Genomic DNA, 13,305 nt, shown 5'->3' with positions numbered 1-13,305 from the left:
GACCGGTCCGTGCTCGCCTCATACCGGCTTTTCGACATGGACAGGGATTTGCCCGGGGTCAAGAGGAAACTGCAATTTAATCCCTTGCAACGTTATGCAACCATGTGGCGATTGAGAATATCTTGCAATTCTAAATGAATAAATTATCGTGTGCTTCTATGGCCTGCCGCTGATTCAGCCAGGCGGTTTTGTTGGTAACAGGATGAACGCATGGTCCCCAAAGTTGTACATTCCCCGGAAACGACCGGCCGCATCCGGGAGAGGATCGCCTATATCGAGGAAATGCTCGGACAGTTGGCCCAGGTCGCCCGGGCCGAGCGCGAGGAGTTGCTCGTCTATCTCATCGACATGGCTTATGAGGAGGCGAGGGATGCCGCAAGGCGGATGCGATAAGCAGGCCTCTGTCCGGAAGGTCCAAGGGCTACGCCATGTCCAGCGAGACCGAGCCGCCCGGATGCCGATGAAGGCGGCCGGCGAGATCCAGTTCGAGGAGGACAAGATAGACCGCTGCCGGCGGGATCCCGGTGTGTCGGATAATGTCGTCGATATCGACGGGGGCAGGTCCGAGCGCCTGGATGATACGATCGCGATCGGATTCGTCCGGTGTCTGTGGCATGGGTCTGTCTCCCTCCCGGGGCGGTTCGCGTGCATCCAGCCCCGTCAGCAGGTCGATGCGGGACAGGGGCGCCAGCGCATCCAGAATATCCCGTGGCTCGGTCACCAGCAGCGCGCCCTGTTTCAGCAAACCGTTGGTGCCTTCGCAGCGCGGATCCAGCGGCGAACCCGGCACGGAAAAGACCAGCCTTCCCATTTCCCCGGCAAGTCGCGCCGTGATGAGCGATCCGGAGCGCAAGGCCGCTTCCACGACCACGACGCCCAATGACATGCCCGCGATCAAGCGGTTGCGCCGCGGAAAGTCTCGCGCACGGGGCTCCCACCCAAAGGGCATTTCGCTGACGGCGAGCCCATAGCCGTTCCAGATCTCCTCCAGCAATGGAATGTTTTCGGGTGGATAGGGTCGATCGAGGCCGCCGGCCAGCGCGGCTATCGTGCCCGTCACGAGGCTTGCACGATGGGCTGCCTGATCGATGCCGCGCGCAAGGCCGGACACGACGGCATAACCCGCCCGCCCGCACGACTGCGCCAGATGGCTGGCAAACTTGCAGCCATTGATCGAGGCGTTGCGCGCCCCGACCATTCCGAGCGCGGGACGTGACGTGACATCGAGATTGCCTTTCACGGCCAGAAGCGGCGGAGTCGCATCCATATGCCGGAGTGCTTCCGGAAAGCCGGGTTCGCCGACGCCTAGAAACCGCGCACCGAATGCGGCCGCGCGTTCCAGTTCCGCTTCGGCTTCCTCCCGCGTGGCGATCCGTATGGCCCGCACCGCACCGCCACGGCTGGCCAGATCGGGCAAAGCCTCGATGGCTTTTTCAGCGGAGCCGAAATGGTTTATGAGATCCCGGAACGTCGCCGGGCCGACATTGTCGCTGCGGATCAGCCGGAGCCAGGCGATCCTTTGACGGTCGGAGAGCGCGATGCCTTTTCCTGCTGCGCTCTCCTTTGCGGTCATCCCTTGTCCCCGATCTTGCTTTCCGTGCCGAGTATCAGGCGCTCGATATTGGGCTTGTGCTTCCACCACGTGATGACGGTCAGAAGCGCCATGGCAAGCGCCATTTCAGGTCTTCCTAATATCCACAGAACGACGGGAATGACAAGAGTGGCCGTGAGTGCAGACAGCGAAGAATATCGGCTGAGCTTCGCCATCGACAGCCAGACGAAGGCAAAGACGAGAACCATGACGGGCATGAGCCCCAGCAGCACGCCGAGATAGGTCGCGACGCCCTTGCCGCCCTTGAAGCCGAGCCAGACCGGAAAGAGGTGACCGAGAAAGGCCGCGACCCCTGCGATGATCGCCCCCGCTTCACCGAACAGGGCTTGTGCGAGCAGCACCGCTACGGTTCCCTTGAAAGCATCGAGCAGGAGCGTGGCGGCGGCAAGCTTCCTGTTGCCCGTGCGCAGCACGTTGGTCGCTCCGATATTGCCGGAACCGATCGAGCGGATATCGCCCATCCCCGCCGCACGGGTCAGCAGCAGGCCGAAGGGAATGGAACCGAGAAGATAGCCAAGGCCCGCAGAAGCGGCGGCCGCACCTGCACCGATGGAGAAGAGAGAGAAATCAGGCACGTCAAGCTCCGATCCTGGGTTCAGCCGGCATTGCGGTCGAGCGAGAAAACCCGCTTGCCGCGCACATAGGTGGCGATGGCCCGACCGCTGAAGCGCGAATCCTCGAAAGGTGTGTTCTTGGACCGGGACAGGAGCCGATCCTTGGAGACCAGCCATGGTTCGTCAAGATCGATCAGCGTGACATGAGCGCTGGCACCGGGCTTCAGCGATCCCGCATCGAGGCCGAAGATCTCTGCCGGGCGGGTCGAGAGCGCATCGATGAGCCGCATCAGCGGCACTTCCCCGCTATGATGGAGCCGGAGCGCCGCGGAAAGCATGGTTTCCAGTCCAACGGCACCATCGGCCGCGTCGGCGAAGGGCAGGCGCTTGGTATCCACATCCTGCGGATCGTGGGACGAGACGATGATATCGATCGTGCCGTCGGCCAGCGCTGCGACCATGGCCTTGCGGTCGTCTTCGCTGCGCAGCGGCGGCGACATCTTGAAGAAGGTCCGATATTCGCCGATGTCGTTTTCGTTCAGCGTCAGATGGTTGATGGTGATACCGGCCGTCACCTTCGCACCGCGCTTGCGGGCGGCCCGGATGGCCTCCGCCGATTCCGGCACGGAGATCTCGGCTGCGTGATAACGCGCCCGGGTGAGTGCGGCGATCCGCAGGTCCCGCTCGAGCGGCAGGATTTCCGCTTCCCTCGGCACGCCGGAAAGGCCAAGCCAGCTGGCATAGAGCCCCTCGTTCATGACGCCAGTGGCACCGAGATACCTGTCCCGGGTTTCCAGTGCGACCACGGCGTCGAATTCCCGCGCATAGGTCATGGCGCGACGCAGCACCTGGCTGTCATAGACGCCCTTGCGGCCATTGGTGAAGCAGACGGCACCCGATTCCCGGAGCAGGCCGAATTCGGTCATCTCCTCACCCTTGAGGCCGCGGGTGAGGGCAGCAGCCGGATAGACCAGTACATCCGCCTTGTCGCGGGCGGTTTTCTGCACGAATTCGACCAGTGCGATGTCGTCGATCACGGGATCCGTATCCGGCATCATGATAAAGGCGGCAATGCCACCCGCCGCGGCCGCACGGGACGCTGACTGGATCGTTTCGCGGTGTTCCGCTCCCGGTTCCCCGGTGAACACCCTCGCATCGACAAGGCCCGGCACGGCAAGCAGGCCGGCGCAATCGATGATTTCGGCCCCCTCCGGCGCGCCCTGGTTCTGCGCGTCGCGGCCGGACGCCACGACCTTTCCGTCCGATACGATAATCGTGCCGGTTTCATCCAGATTGCGCGAGGGATCGATGATCCGGGCGTTCTTGAAAACGGTCGTGCCGGTCATGCGCGTTCTCCCTTGTTGGCGCCCACAAGCAGGGTTTCCATGACCGCCATGCGCACGGCGACACCCATTTCGACCTGCTGCTCGATCACGCTCTGCGGACCGTCGGCAATATCGGAGGCAATTTCGACGCCACGATTCATCGGTCCGGGATGCATGACGAGCGCATCCGGCTTGGCATGCTTCAGCTTGTCGGCGTCGAGACCGTAGTAATGGAAGTATTCCCGCACGGAGGGCACGAAGGAGCCTGCCATGCGCTCGCGCTGGAGCCGCAGCATCATCACGACATCGGCACCTTTCAGGCCCTCTTCCATGGAGCGGAACACTTCGACGCTCATGTCGGCGATGCCGGCGGGAAGAAGCGTGGCGGGTGCGATGACCCGAACCCGCGCGCCCATTGTATTGAGAAGCAGGATGTTCGAGCGTGCGACACGCGAATGCAGCACATCCCCGCAGATGGCGACGGTGATGCCCGAAAGCCGGCCCTTGATGCGGCGGATGGTCAGCGCATCGAGAAGCGCCTGGGTCGGGTGCTCGTGCGCGCCGTCTCCGGCATTGACCACCGAGCAGGACACTTTCTGGGCCAGCAGCGCCACCGCGCCAGCCGAGGAATGACGCACGACCAGCACATCGGGCCGCATCGCGTTCAGCGTCATGGCGGTGTCGATCAGCGTTTCCCCCTTTTTCACCGAGGAATTGCCGACCGACATGTTCATCACATCCGCGCCCAGCCGCTTGCCGGCAAGCTCGAAGGAGGACTGGGTACGGGTGGAGGCTTCGAAGAACAGGTTGATCTGGGTGAGACCGCGAAGGGTCGTTGTCTTCTTCTCCCGCTGCCGGCTGATCTTCACGGCCTCATCGGCCCGGTCGAGCAGCAGCTCGATATCGGGTGGGGTAAGGCCCTTGATGCCCAGCAGGTGGCGATGGGGATAATGCACCATGAATGACGACCTCCGCTGACGGTTTGCCGCTCTATAGAGCAAAGATCGGCGCGAGGAAACCGCCGAGCGCAGCGTGCAGGGTCTTGTCACAAACCCGGTTCGGCTGAACACCGCACCGGTCATTGCCTTTGTCTTCCTGTCATGCAAAACCGGGTAACGGACCAAATCAAGAGACGGGGTCATGCCCCCCGGAGCGCCATGCCCGATCCTTTCGCCGCCCTGAACCAGCCATCGCCCTGGACTGGGATCAACGCCTATCGCACGGACCCCCTGATCGTCGATCTGACCTCCGCGATGCCGCGCGCCGTGCGGGAGGATTTCGATCAGACGGGCCGCTACGTTACCTCGCACGAGGCGCAGGAACTGGCCCGCATGGCCAATCGCAGCGTCCCGGAGCTGCGCACCCACGGCATGCGTGGCGAACGGCTGGATGTGGTCGATTTCCACCCCGCCTGGCACGCGCTGATGCGGCGTTCCATGGCAGCCGGCCTGCATTGTTCCGTGTGGGAACGGGACAGCGATCCGGACACGCGGGGCATGGCGCACCGGATCCGCGCGACGCGCTTCTTCCTGACGGCGCAGCTCGAAACCGGCCATCTCTGCCCGCTCACCATGACCAATGCCTCGGTTGCGGCCATCTCCGCCAATGGCGCGGTCCAGCGCGAATGGGCGCCGAAGATCCTGTCGCGGAAATATGATTCGTCCAACAAGCCGCCCATGAAGAAGACCGCCGTGACCCTCGGCATGGGGATGACGGAAAAACAGGGCGGTACGGATGTGCGGGCCAACACCTCCGCAGCGGAGAAGATGGGCAAGGGCATCTACCGGCTTTCCGGCCACAAGTGGTTCATGTCCGCGCCGATGAGCGACGGTTTTGTCATGCTGGCCCAGACGGGCGAGGGGCTTGGCTGTTTCCTGGTTCCGCGCCTGCTGGAGGACGGAGTGGCCAACGGCCTTCATTTCCAGCGGCTCAAGGACAAGGTGGGCAACCGCTCGAATGCGTCTTCGGAAGTGGAGTTCACCGGTGCTTACGGCTTCCTGCTCGGTGCGCCCGACGATGGTATCCGTACCATTCTCGACATGGTCACGCTGACCCGACTCGACTGCGCCCTGGCTTCGGCGGGCATCATGCGCGCCTCGCTGGCGGAAGCGGTCCATCATGCGCGCGGCCGTGCCGTGTTCGGCACATCGCTTGTCCAGCAGCCGATGATGACGCGGGTTCTCGCCGATCTGGCACTGGATGCCGCAGCGGCAACGGCTCTGTGTTTCCGCCTTGCGGAGGCGTTCGACAAGGCGCCGCAGAGCCCCGAGGAGGCAGCCTATGCCCGCCTCATGACGCCGGTGACCAAATATTGGTGCTGCAAGATCGCGCCCGCCCATATTTACGAGGCGATGGAATGCATCGGTGGCAGTGGCTATGTGGAAGAGCGCCCCATTGCCCGGCATTACCGGGAAGCCCCCGTCAATGCGATCTGGGAAGGCTCCGGCAATGTCATGGCGCTCGATGTGCTGCGGGTGCTCCAGCGTGGCCCGAACCTGTTCGATCCGATTCTCGAAAACATTGCCCGCCAGCTCGGCGCCTCGGGGCGCAAGACGGTCGAGGTCCTGCGCGCCGCCATGGCCGTCTGCGAGCGGGACGAGGGGGCGGGGCGCTTCCTGACGGAACAGCTTGCACTCGCCTGTGCGGCGGCGGAACTCGCCCGAATCGGCGCCGGCCGCATCGCCGATGCTTTTGTCGAAACCCGGCTTGCCGCCGGCTGGCGCTCCACCTACGGCATGCTCGACAGCCGCTTCGATGCGGCGACCATCGTCGATCTGCTGTATCCGCCTGCAAGCTGAACCGGTTCGCTGCGCTTCCTGTTGAAAAGCCGTGCAAGCGGTTGAAAGGAAATATTAACCCTCATATTCACCGCTCGGTGACAATGCCGCTGTGAGGGGTTCGATGGCATCTGCAGAGATTGAGGAACGTCCGGTCAAGGACCGGGCGGCAACGGCGGCGCGGATTCTCGCCGCCGGCAAGGCGGTGCTGGCGGAACAGGGCTTTCGTCATTTCGGTATCAATGTCGTGGCACGCCGCGCGGGTTGCGACAAGCAGCTCATCTACCGCTATTTTGGCGGCATAGACGGCCTCATGGAGGCTATCGGCGGCGATCTCGGTGACTGGGTGAAGATCCATATTCCCGAGGATTCCGGCGGCATGTTCCTTCTGACCTATGGCGACCTGATGGAGCGGCTGGCGCTGCTCTATCTCGATGCCCTGAAGGCGGATCCGCTCGTCCGGCAGATCGCTGCCTGGGAGCTGGCGGAAGAATCGGAACAGGTTCGCCGCCTTTCGGAAGCGCGCTCCAAGGCCTTGGCTGGTTGGCTGGAACGCATGCGCGGCAGCCTGCAGCCGCCGAAGGGCACCGATACCTTGAGCCTGAATGCGCTTGTCATTGCCGCGATCCAGCAGCTGGTGCTGGCTTCCGTAACGTCGGGCCGCTTCGCCGGAGTCAGCCTGAAAACGGAAAAGGACTGGGACAAGGTGCGCGGCGCGCTGAAGCGGCTTGTGCACGGGGTTTATGGTTGAAGCTGCGTTACCCACAGCTTCCCCTTCGCCGTTAACCATATCCGGCAGTTTGCGTTGCGCCGGTGGCAGGAAAGGCAGAGAGTGGGTTAACGATTTGTTAACCATGGCTGGCGCGATGCGCGGAAGAATGACTCTTCTCACTGTCTCGGTGCTGTTCTTTGCCTTCCTGGCCAAGGACATCGCGGTACCGGCTGCCATTTTGCCGGTGCTTGCCGCGCTTCGTTGGCTGGGATCGGCCGACATGCGGATGATGCGCATGAAAGGAATGAACCGATGAAATGGTTTCTGGTCTTCTGGGCCGGCCCGATCCTGCTTCTGGGAACGTGGTACGGATTGTCCTACTACGACATGAACTTCGGTTTTTTCATGCTGACCCGGCAGGCGCATGACCTGGTCTTCCAGATCTATGGAAAGGTTCTCGGCCTGCCTCCGGAAATTCTTCCCGGTCTCGTCGCGCGCGCGATCGTGGTCGACAGTATCGTGCTTTTCGCCATCATCGCCTTTCGTCGCCGCAAGCAAATCGCTGCCTGGTGGCGCAATCGCTACAGCACGGGGTCGTCCCGGTCTCTGGCAAGCGACGAAAGCCTGTCCAGCGCGCCCTGAAGAATGAAGCTCGCGGCTGCCGAATCGATCCGTTCTGCGCGCTTGGAGCGGGAAACGTCCATTTCCAGCAGCGCCCGCTCCGCAGCCACGGTCGAAAGCCGCTCGTCCCAATAGACGAAGGGGATTTCTGTCTTCTCGCTCATCAGGCGCACGAAGGCCCGGGTGGCCTGAACACGCGGACCTTCCGACCCATCCATGTTGATGGGAAGGCCTATGATAAAGGCCGCCACCCTTTCCTTCGCCGCGAAGGCCAGCAACACCTCCGCATCCTTGGTGAACTTGACTCGCTTGAGAACCGGGCGAGGGGAGGAAAACCGCCGTCCCAGATCCGAAACCGATAGGCCGATGGTCTTGGTGCCGAGATCGAGACCTGCGACAGGTTCGCCCGGATTCAGCCTCGTGGCCAGTTCCTCGATGGTCAGAACCGTCATTGGATTTTCAATCTCCGCTCTATTTATGCCGATGCGAGGGCTTGGCATCGTCTGCTCCTCGCCTGATAACCTGTGACCGGAACGAAGTCATCCCGAGGGAACGCGCATCATGAAGATAACCTGGCTCGGCCATTCGGCCTTCCGCCTCGATACGGCCCGTGCAAACATTCTGGTCGATCCTTTTTTCACCGGCAATCCAGCCTTTGCGGGGCTCGACCGCAAGGATGCGGTGAAGGGCATCACCCACATCGTCCTGACCCATGGCCATTCCGACCACGTCGGCGATACGCTGGACATTGCCCGCGAGGCCGACATTCCCGTGGTCGCCAATTTCGATCTTTGCATGTGGCTCGCCATGAAGGGCCTGAAGAAATATGAATCCGGCAATACCGGCGGCACGATCCGCCTCGACGGTTTTTCTGCGACCTTCACCAATGCGCTCCACTCATCGGCCGCGATTACCGAGGATGGCGTCTCCCATTCACTCGGCAATGCCAACGGGATCATGTTCCATTTCGATGACGAGCCGACCGTCTTCCACATGGGCGATACGGACATCTTTTCCGACATGGCGCTGATCAACGAACTGCACCAGCCGGATATCGGTCTCGTGCCGATCGGGGACCGCTTTACCATGGGCGGTGCGGTGGCCGCGCTCGCCTGCCAGCGCTATTTCAACTTCTCGACCATCCTGCCCTGCCACTACGGCTCCTTCCCGATCATCGACCAGTCGCCGGAGACATTCATCTCCGCCATGGAAGGCGTGAAGGTAAAGATCGAGACGCCGGCATCGGGCGGATCCGTGAGCCTCTGACAAAACCCCGTTGCGCCGCGCGGTGCGGGCCATTATAGCGGGTCTGACTAAAAGAGCCGGAGTATTCGAATGTCCGTAGACCTTGCTACCGTGAAGCGCGTGGCGCGACTGGCCCGCATCGCCCTCGCTGAGGATGAAGCCGAGCGCATGACCGGCGAACTGAACGGCATCCTCGGCTTCGTCGAGCAGCTTTCCGAAGTGAATGTCGACGGCGTCGAGCCGATGACCTCGGTAACGCCGATGGCGATGAAGAAGCGCGTCGATGCGGTCACCGATGGCGACAAGGCGTCCGATATCGTCGCCAATGCGCCGGCGACCGACCAGAATTTCTTCCTGGTCCCGAAGGTCGTGGAATAAGCCTCCCGACCGCTGCCGCCCGATAGCCTTTAGACCTTAATCGAAGCGAACCATTGCCATGAGCGAACTGACCAGCCTCACCATTGCCGAAGCCCGCGAAAAGCTCCGCGCCCGTGATATCACCGCGACGGAACTGACGGACGCCTATCTCTCCGCAATCGAGGCCGCCAATCCCGCCTTCAACGCCTTTATCACCGTGACGCCCGAAAAGGCGCGCACCATGGCCAAGGCGTCCGACGAGAAGATCGCGGCCGGCACGGCCGGTGCACTCGAAGGCATTCCGCTCGGCATCAAGGATCTGTTCGCGACCGAGGGAGAGCACACGCAAGCCTGCAGCCATATCCTCGATGGTTTCAAGCCGCGCTACGAATCGACCGTCACCCGCAACCTGTGGAATGACGGCGCGGTCATGCTCGGCAAGCTGAACATGGACGAATTCGCCATGGGCTCGTCCAACGAGACCTCCTACTACGGCGCGGTTGTCAATCCCTGGCGCGCCAAGGGCTCGGACGAGAAGCTGGTTCCCGGCGGTTCGTCCGGCGGTTCGGCCGCAGCCGTGGCCGCGCACCTCTGCGCCGGCGCGACGGCGACCGATACGGGCGGTTCCATCCGCCAGCCTGCCGCCTTCACCGGCACCGTCGGCATCAAGCCCACCTATGGCCGCTGCTCGCGCTGGGGCATCGCCGCCTTCGCCTCGTCGCTCGATCAGGCTGGCCCCATCGCCCGTGACGTGCGTGACTGCGCGATCATGCTGAAGTCGATGGCAAGCGTCGACAAGATGGACACCACCTCCGTCGATCTGCCGGTTCCGGATTACGAAGCTGCCCTCGGCCAGTCGCTGAAGGGCATGAAGATCGGTATTCCCCGCGAATACCGCGTCGATGGCATGCCCGACGAGATCGAGGCGCTCTGGCAGCAGGGCATCGCCTGGCTGAAGGATGCCGGCGCCGAGATCGTCGACATCACCCTGCCGCACACGAAATATGCGCTGCCGGCCTACTATATCGTGGCTCCGGCAGAGGCTTCGTCCAACCTTGCCCGTTATGACGGCGTTCGCTACGGCCTGCGCGTCGATGGCAAGGACATTGCCGACATGTATGAAAAGACCCGTGCCGCAGGCTTCGGCAAGGAAGTGAAGCGCCGCATCATGATCGGCACTTATGTGCTCTCCGCGGGCTATTACGACGCCTATTACATCCGCGCCCAGAAGGTTCGCACCCTGATCAAGCGCGATTTCGAACAGGCCTTCCACGCAGGCGTCGATGCGATCCTGACGCCGGCGACCCCTTCCTCGGCCTTTGCCATCGGCGACAAGGAACTGGCCGCCGATCCCGTGAAGATGTACCTCAACGACATCTTCACCGTGACCGTGAACATGGCCGGCCTTCCGGGCCTTGCGCTGCCGGCAGGTCTGGACTCCAAGGGTCTGCCCCTCGGCCTCCAGCTCATCGGCAAGCCCTTCGAGGAGGAAACCCTCTTCAAGACGGCTCACGTGATCGAACAGGCCGCCGGAAAGTTCATCGCGCCGAAGTGGTGGTAAAGGCTTTGGTGCGCGTCTTGCGCGCGCCATTCCCCGCTGATCACGCCACCTGCGCTTTCTTCATCCTTGGTCGCAAGCCTGCGGAAAAAGGTACGGAAGCGCAAAGGACCAGCTGGAAATAACCGCCCATCAATGCTCTACTTCCCCGATATGGGGCAGCGTTCATGATCACACTCAGAAACGCACGAGAGGAAGATTGCGAGGAACTGGCGGAGATCGGCTTGCGATCCTGGGACCAGGCCCTTTCTCGCATCGGTGAAACCGGCCCCATGGTGCAGAGTGCCCGACTGGCGTTCCGCAACTTCACCGCCTCGGCCTGGCTTACCATCACTGTCGTGGAAAAGAATGGCAGCATGGCCGGCTGGGCCGCGCGCGAGCGCCTGGATGAGACCATTACCGACTTCTGGATCGATCCCGCTTTTCAGCGGCAGGGGCTCGGCAAGGCGCTTCTGAATTCCGTTGAGGCTGAAATGATCGTCCAGGGGCTTCACAAGGCGGCCGTCCAGACCCATGCGCGCAACAATCAGGCTGTTGCCTTCTTCGAAAGTCAGGGCTACCGGATCAGCTGGCTGTCGGTGGCCTATCAGCCAAAGGTGGATCGGGATGTGGAATCCGTGGGTCTGATCAAGCAGCTCATTCCCGATGAGCCGGAGCCCTATGGACCGAACCGCTGATCCCGCGCCAAAGCCTTGCGCCGGGCGGATATTTCCTCTACCTCACGACCTCATGAAACTCCCGATTTCGAAGAGAAGTCCATGACCATTGTTGATGTTCGCACGCCTGACCCGAAGCGCTTCATTCCCGGTGCCACCGGCGATTGGGAAGTGGTGATCGGCATGGAAGTCCATGCCCAGGTGCTCAGCCAGTCCAAGCTCTTTTCCGGCGCGTCCACCGCTTTCGGTTCCGCTCCGAATTCCAATGTTTCTCTCGTCGATGCCGCCATGCCCGGCATGCTGCCCGTGATCAACGAGGAATGCGTGAAGCAGGCGGTCCGCACCGGTCTCGGCCTCAAGGCTCAGATCAACAAGCGTTCGATCTTCGACCGCAAGAACTATTTCTACCCGGATCTGCCCCAGGGCTACCAGATCTCCCAGTTCAAGGACCCGATCGTGGGCGAGGGGAAGATCGTCATTTCCATCGGACCGGACCGCAAGGGCCAGTTCGAGGACGTGGAGATCGGGATCGAGCGTCTGCATCTGGAGCAGGATGCCGGCAAATCCATGCATGACCAGCACCCGACCATGTCCTTCGTGGACCTGAACCGTTCCGGCGTGGCCCTGATGGAAATCGTCTCCAAGCCCGACATGCGCTCCTCCGACGAAGCGAAGGCCTACCTGACCAAGCTGCGGACGATCCTGCGCTATCTCGGGACCTGCGACGGCAACATGGACGAAGGCTCCATGCGCGCCGACGTGAACGTCTCCGTCCGCCGCCCGGGCGGCGAATTCGGCACCCGCTGCGAGATCAAGAACGTCAACTCCATCCGCTTCGTCGGTCAAGCGATCGAATATGAAGCCCGCCGCCAGATCGGCATTCTGGAGGATGGCGGATCGATCGATCAGGAAACCCGTCTCTTCGATCCGGGCAAGGGCGAAACCCGTTCCATGCGCTCCAAGGAAGATGCGCATGATTATCGCTATTTCCCCGATCCGGATCTGCTCCCGCTCGAATTCGACGATGCCTTCGTCGAGGAGCTCCGCCAGCACCTGCCGGAATTGCCGGACGACAAGAAGGAGCGTTTCGTCCGCGAACTGGGCTTGACCATCTACGATGCGTCCGTGCTGGTCTCCGAAAAGGCGATTGCCGATTATTTCGAGGTGCTTGCAGAAGGCCGCGACGGCAAGGCGGCCGCAAACTGGGTCATCAACGATCTCCTCGGTGCGTTGAACAAAGCCGGCAAAGCCATTGAAGAGACTCCGGTTTCGCCTGCTCAGCTCGGTGGCATCATCGACCTCATCAAGGCCGGCACCATCTCGGGCAAGCTCGCCAAGGATCTCTTCGAAATCGTCTGGAACGAGGGCGGCGATCCGGCTGCAATCGTCGAGGATCGGGGCATGAAGCAGGTGACCGACACCGGCGCCATCGAAAAGGCGATCGATGAAGTGATCGCCGCCAACCCGGACAAGGTCGCCCAGGCCAAGGCGAAGCCGACGCTGGCCGGCTGGTTCGTCGGGCAGGTCATGAAGGCGACTGGCGGCAAGGCAAATCCCCAGGCCCTACAGCAACTCGTCAAGGACAAGCTGGGCATCGTCGAAGAATAATCCGGTCGCTTCTGCTTGTAACAAAACAAAAGGCGCTCTTTCAAACGAGCGCCTTTCTTGTTTCGTCTTCTTCCGGGGTGATTGTCTTTGCACCTACTGGTTTAGGGGTGTGGGACTGCCTGAGATGTTAAGATCTGGTTAACCTGTTCGGGAATTTCCGGCGCGTCTTTCGCTTTCAACCCATGTTGATACTTCTTGCAGGCTTTATTCAGCCGTTATTCAGCCATTATGATATTTATATCCTATATCAAAAGTGGTATCAGCCACGTTGAGATGGCTA

General features: G+C 61.8%; 15 protein-coding genes. 10 read left to right on the top strand and 5 right to left on the bottom strand.

Features of this window, described 5'->3' with window-relative positions; translation table 11 throughout:
* Positions 1-210 precede the first annotated feature (210 nt).
* Positions 211-393, top strand: a complete 183-nt coding sequence (locus ACT54B_RS13255) for a hypothetical protein (RefSeq protein WP_476045444.1) — start codon at positions 211-213, stop codon at positions 391-393.
* Between the two features lie 28 nt (positions 394-421).
* Here the strand turns inward: ACT54B_RS13255 and dprA are convergent, their stop codons facing one another.
* Genes dprA through ACT54B_RS13235 form a run of 4 tightly spaced genes read right to left on the bottom strand, consistent with a single transcriptional unit; the run spans position 422 to position 4,450 of the window.
* Positions 422-1,573, bottom strand: a complete 1,152-nt coding sequence (gene dprA, locus ACT54B_RS13250; protein ID WP_476045443.1) for a DNA-processing protein DprA — start codon at positions 1,571-1,573, stop codon at positions 422-424.
* A complete protein-coding gene (plsY, locus tag ACT54B_RS13245; protein WP_476045442.1) occupies positions 1,570-2,187 on the bottom strand; it encodes a glycerol-3-phosphate 1-O-acyltransferase PlsY in 618 nt (205 codons plus the stop codon). The genes dprA and plsY overlap by 4 nt, the downstream gene beginning before the upstream one ends.
* A gap of 20 nt (positions 2,188-2,207) precedes the next feature.
* Positions 2,208-3,512, bottom strand: coding sequence for a dihydroorotase (locus ACT54B_RS13240; protein ID WP_476045440.1), 1,305 nt, complete (start codon positions 3,510-3,512; stop codon positions 2,208-2,210).
* Positions 3,509-4,450 carry an aspartate carbamoyltransferase catalytic subunit gene (locus tag ACT54B_RS13235; protein ID WP_476045438.1) on the bottom strand — a complete coding sequence of 314 codons (942 nt, stop codon included), beginning with the start codon at positions 4,448-4,450 and terminating at the stop codon, positions 3,509-3,511. The genes ACT54B_RS13240 and ACT54B_RS13235 overlap by 4 nt, the downstream gene beginning before the upstream one ends.
* A gap of 198 nt (positions 4,451-4,648) precedes the next feature.
* Here ACT54B_RS13235 and ACT54B_RS13230 point away from each other — a divergent pair, with 198 nt between their 5' ends.
* From ACT54B_RS13230 to ACT54B_RS13215, 4 genes are all read left to right on the top strand, one after another.
* On the top strand, positions 4,649-6,289 hold the full coding sequence (locus ACT54B_RS13230) for an acyl-CoA dehydrogenase family protein (RefSeq protein WP_476045437.1): 1,641 nt from the start codon (positions 4,649-4,651) through the stop codon (positions 6,287-6,289).
* A 103-nt stretch (positions 6,290-6,392) separates the two neighbouring features.
* The gene (locus ACT54B_RS13225) at positions 6,393-7,019 is read left to right on the top strand and encodes a TetR/AcrR family transcriptional regulator (protein WP_476045435.1); all 627 of its coding nucleotides are present in this window, start codon (positions 6,393-6,395) and stop codon (positions 7,017-7,019) included.
* Positions 7,020-7,122: 103 nt separating this feature from the next.
* Positions 7,123-7,296, top strand: a complete 174-nt coding sequence (locus ACT54B_RS13220; RefSeq protein WP_476045433.1) for a hypothetical protein — start codon at positions 7,123-7,125, stop codon at positions 7,294-7,296.
* A complete protein-coding gene (locus ACT54B_RS13215; RefSeq protein ID WP_476045432.1) occupies positions 7,293-7,622 on the top strand; it encodes a DUF6105 family protein in 330 nt (109 codons plus the stop codon). Before ACT54B_RS13220 ends, ACT54B_RS13215 begins: the two co-directional genes overlap by 4 nt.
* On the opposite strand, the gene ruvX is transcribed toward ACT54B_RS13215, so the two are convergent.
* Positions 7,562-8,053, bottom strand: a complete 492-nt coding sequence (gene ruvX / locus ACT54B_RS13210) for a Holliday junction resolvase RuvX (RefSeq protein WP_476045430.1) — start codon at positions 8,051-8,053, stop codon at positions 7,562-7,564. The genes ACT54B_RS13215 and ruvX overlap by 61 nt on opposite strands.
* 109 nt (positions 8,054-8,162) lie before the next feature.
* On the opposite strand from ruvX, the gene ACT54B_RS13205 reads away from it, so the two are divergent.
* From ACT54B_RS13205 to gatB, 5 genes are all read left to right on the top strand, one after another.
* Complete coding sequence (locus ACT54B_RS13205) at positions 8,163-8,867, top strand: metal-dependent hydrolase (protein WP_476045429.1); 705 nt, start codon at positions 8,163-8,165, stop codon at positions 8,865-8,867.
* A gap of 69 nt (positions 8,868-8,936) precedes the next feature.
* A complete protein-coding gene (gatC, locus tag ACT54B_RS13200; protein WP_476045427.1) occupies positions 8,937-9,224 on the top strand; it encodes an Asp-tRNA(Asn)/Glu-tRNA(Gln) amidotransferase subunit GatC in 288 nt (95 codons plus the stop codon).
* Positions 9,225-9,282: 58 nt separating this feature from the next.
* Positions 9,283-10,764, top strand: a complete 1,482-nt coding sequence (gatA, locus tag ACT54B_RS13195; protein WP_476045426.1) for an Asp-tRNA(Asn)/Glu-tRNA(Gln) amidotransferase subunit GatA — start codon at positions 9,283-9,285, stop codon at positions 10,762-10,764.
* 164 nt (positions 10,765-10,928) lie between these two features.
* Positions 10,929-11,438: an N-acetyltransferase family protein gene (locus ACT54B_RS13190; protein WP_476045425.1), complete on the top strand. Its 510-nt coding sequence runs from the start codon at positions 10,929-10,931 to the stop codon at positions 11,436-11,438.
* A gap of 81 nt (positions 11,439-11,519) precedes the next feature.
* On the top strand, positions 11,520-13,025 hold the full coding sequence (gene gatB / locus ACT54B_RS13185) for an Asp-tRNA(Asn)/Glu-tRNA(Gln) amidotransferase subunit GatB (RefSeq protein ID WP_476045424.1): 1,506 nt from the start codon (positions 11,520-11,522) through the stop codon (positions 13,023-13,025).
* Positions 13,026-13,305 lie beyond the last annotated feature (280 nt).

This window comes from Gellertiella sp. DMC107, from assembly GCF_056313605.1.
The sequence above is the reverse complement of the archived record's forward strand: the minus strand, read 5'-3'. Positions and strand labels throughout refer to the sequence as shown.

Bases quoted from the DNA above. Each gene is read 5' to 3' on its own strand.
- ACT54B_RS13205 (WP_476045429.1), top strand. From the start codon at position 8,163: ATGAAGATAACCTGGCTCGGCCATTCGGCCTTCCGCCTCGATACGGCC.
- dprA (WP_476045443.1), bottom strand. From the start codon at position 1,573: ATGACCGCAAAGGAGAGCGCAGCAGGAAAAGGCATCGCGCTCTCCGAC.
- gatA (WP_476045426.1), top strand. From the start codon at position 9,283: ATGAGCGAACTGACCAGCCTCACCATTGCCGAAGCCCGCGAAAAGCTC.
- ACT54B_RS13230 (WP_476045437.1), top strand. From the start codon at position 4,649: ATGCCCGATCCTTTCGCCGCCCTGAACCAGCCATCGCCCTGGACTGGG.
- ACT54B_RS13240 (WP_476045440.1), bottom strand. From the start codon at position 3,512: ATGACCGGCACGACCGTTTTCAAGAACGCCCGGATCATCGATCCCTCG.
- ruvX (WP_476045430.1), bottom strand. From the start codon at position 8,053: ATGACGGTTCTGACCATCGAGGAACTGGCCACGAGGCTGAATCCGGGC.
- ACT54B_RS13190 (WP_476045425.1), top strand. From the start codon at position 10,929: ATGATCACACTCAGAAACGCACGAGAGGAAGATTGCGAGGAACTGGCG.
- ACT54B_RS13220 (WP_476045433.1), top strand. From the start codon at position 7,123: ATGGCTGGCGCGATGCGCGGAAGAATGACTCTTCTCACTGTCTCGGTG.
- ACT54B_RS13235 (WP_476045438.1), bottom strand. From the start codon at position 4,450: ATGGTGCATTATCCCCATCGCCACCTGCTGGGCATCAAGGGCCTTACC.
- ACT54B_RS13225 (WP_476045435.1), top strand. From the start codon at position 6,393: ATGGCATCTGCAGAGATTGAGGAACGTCCGGTCAAGGACCGGGCGGCA.
- gatB (WP_476045424.1), top strand. From the start codon at position 11,520: ATGACCATTGTTGATGTTCGCACGCCTGACCCGAAGCGCTTCATTCCC.
- gatC (WP_476045427.1), top strand. From the start codon at position 8,937: ATGTCCGTAGACCTTGCTACCGTGAAGCGCGTGGCGCGACTGGCCCGC.
- ACT54B_RS13255 (WP_476045444.1), top strand. From the start codon at position 211: ATGGTCCCCAAAGTTGTACATTCCCCGGAAACGACCGGCCGCATCCGG.
- ACT54B_RS13215 (WP_476045432.1), top strand. From the start codon at position 7,293: ATGAAATGGTTTCTGGTCTTCTGGGCCGGCCCGATCCTGCTTCTGGGA.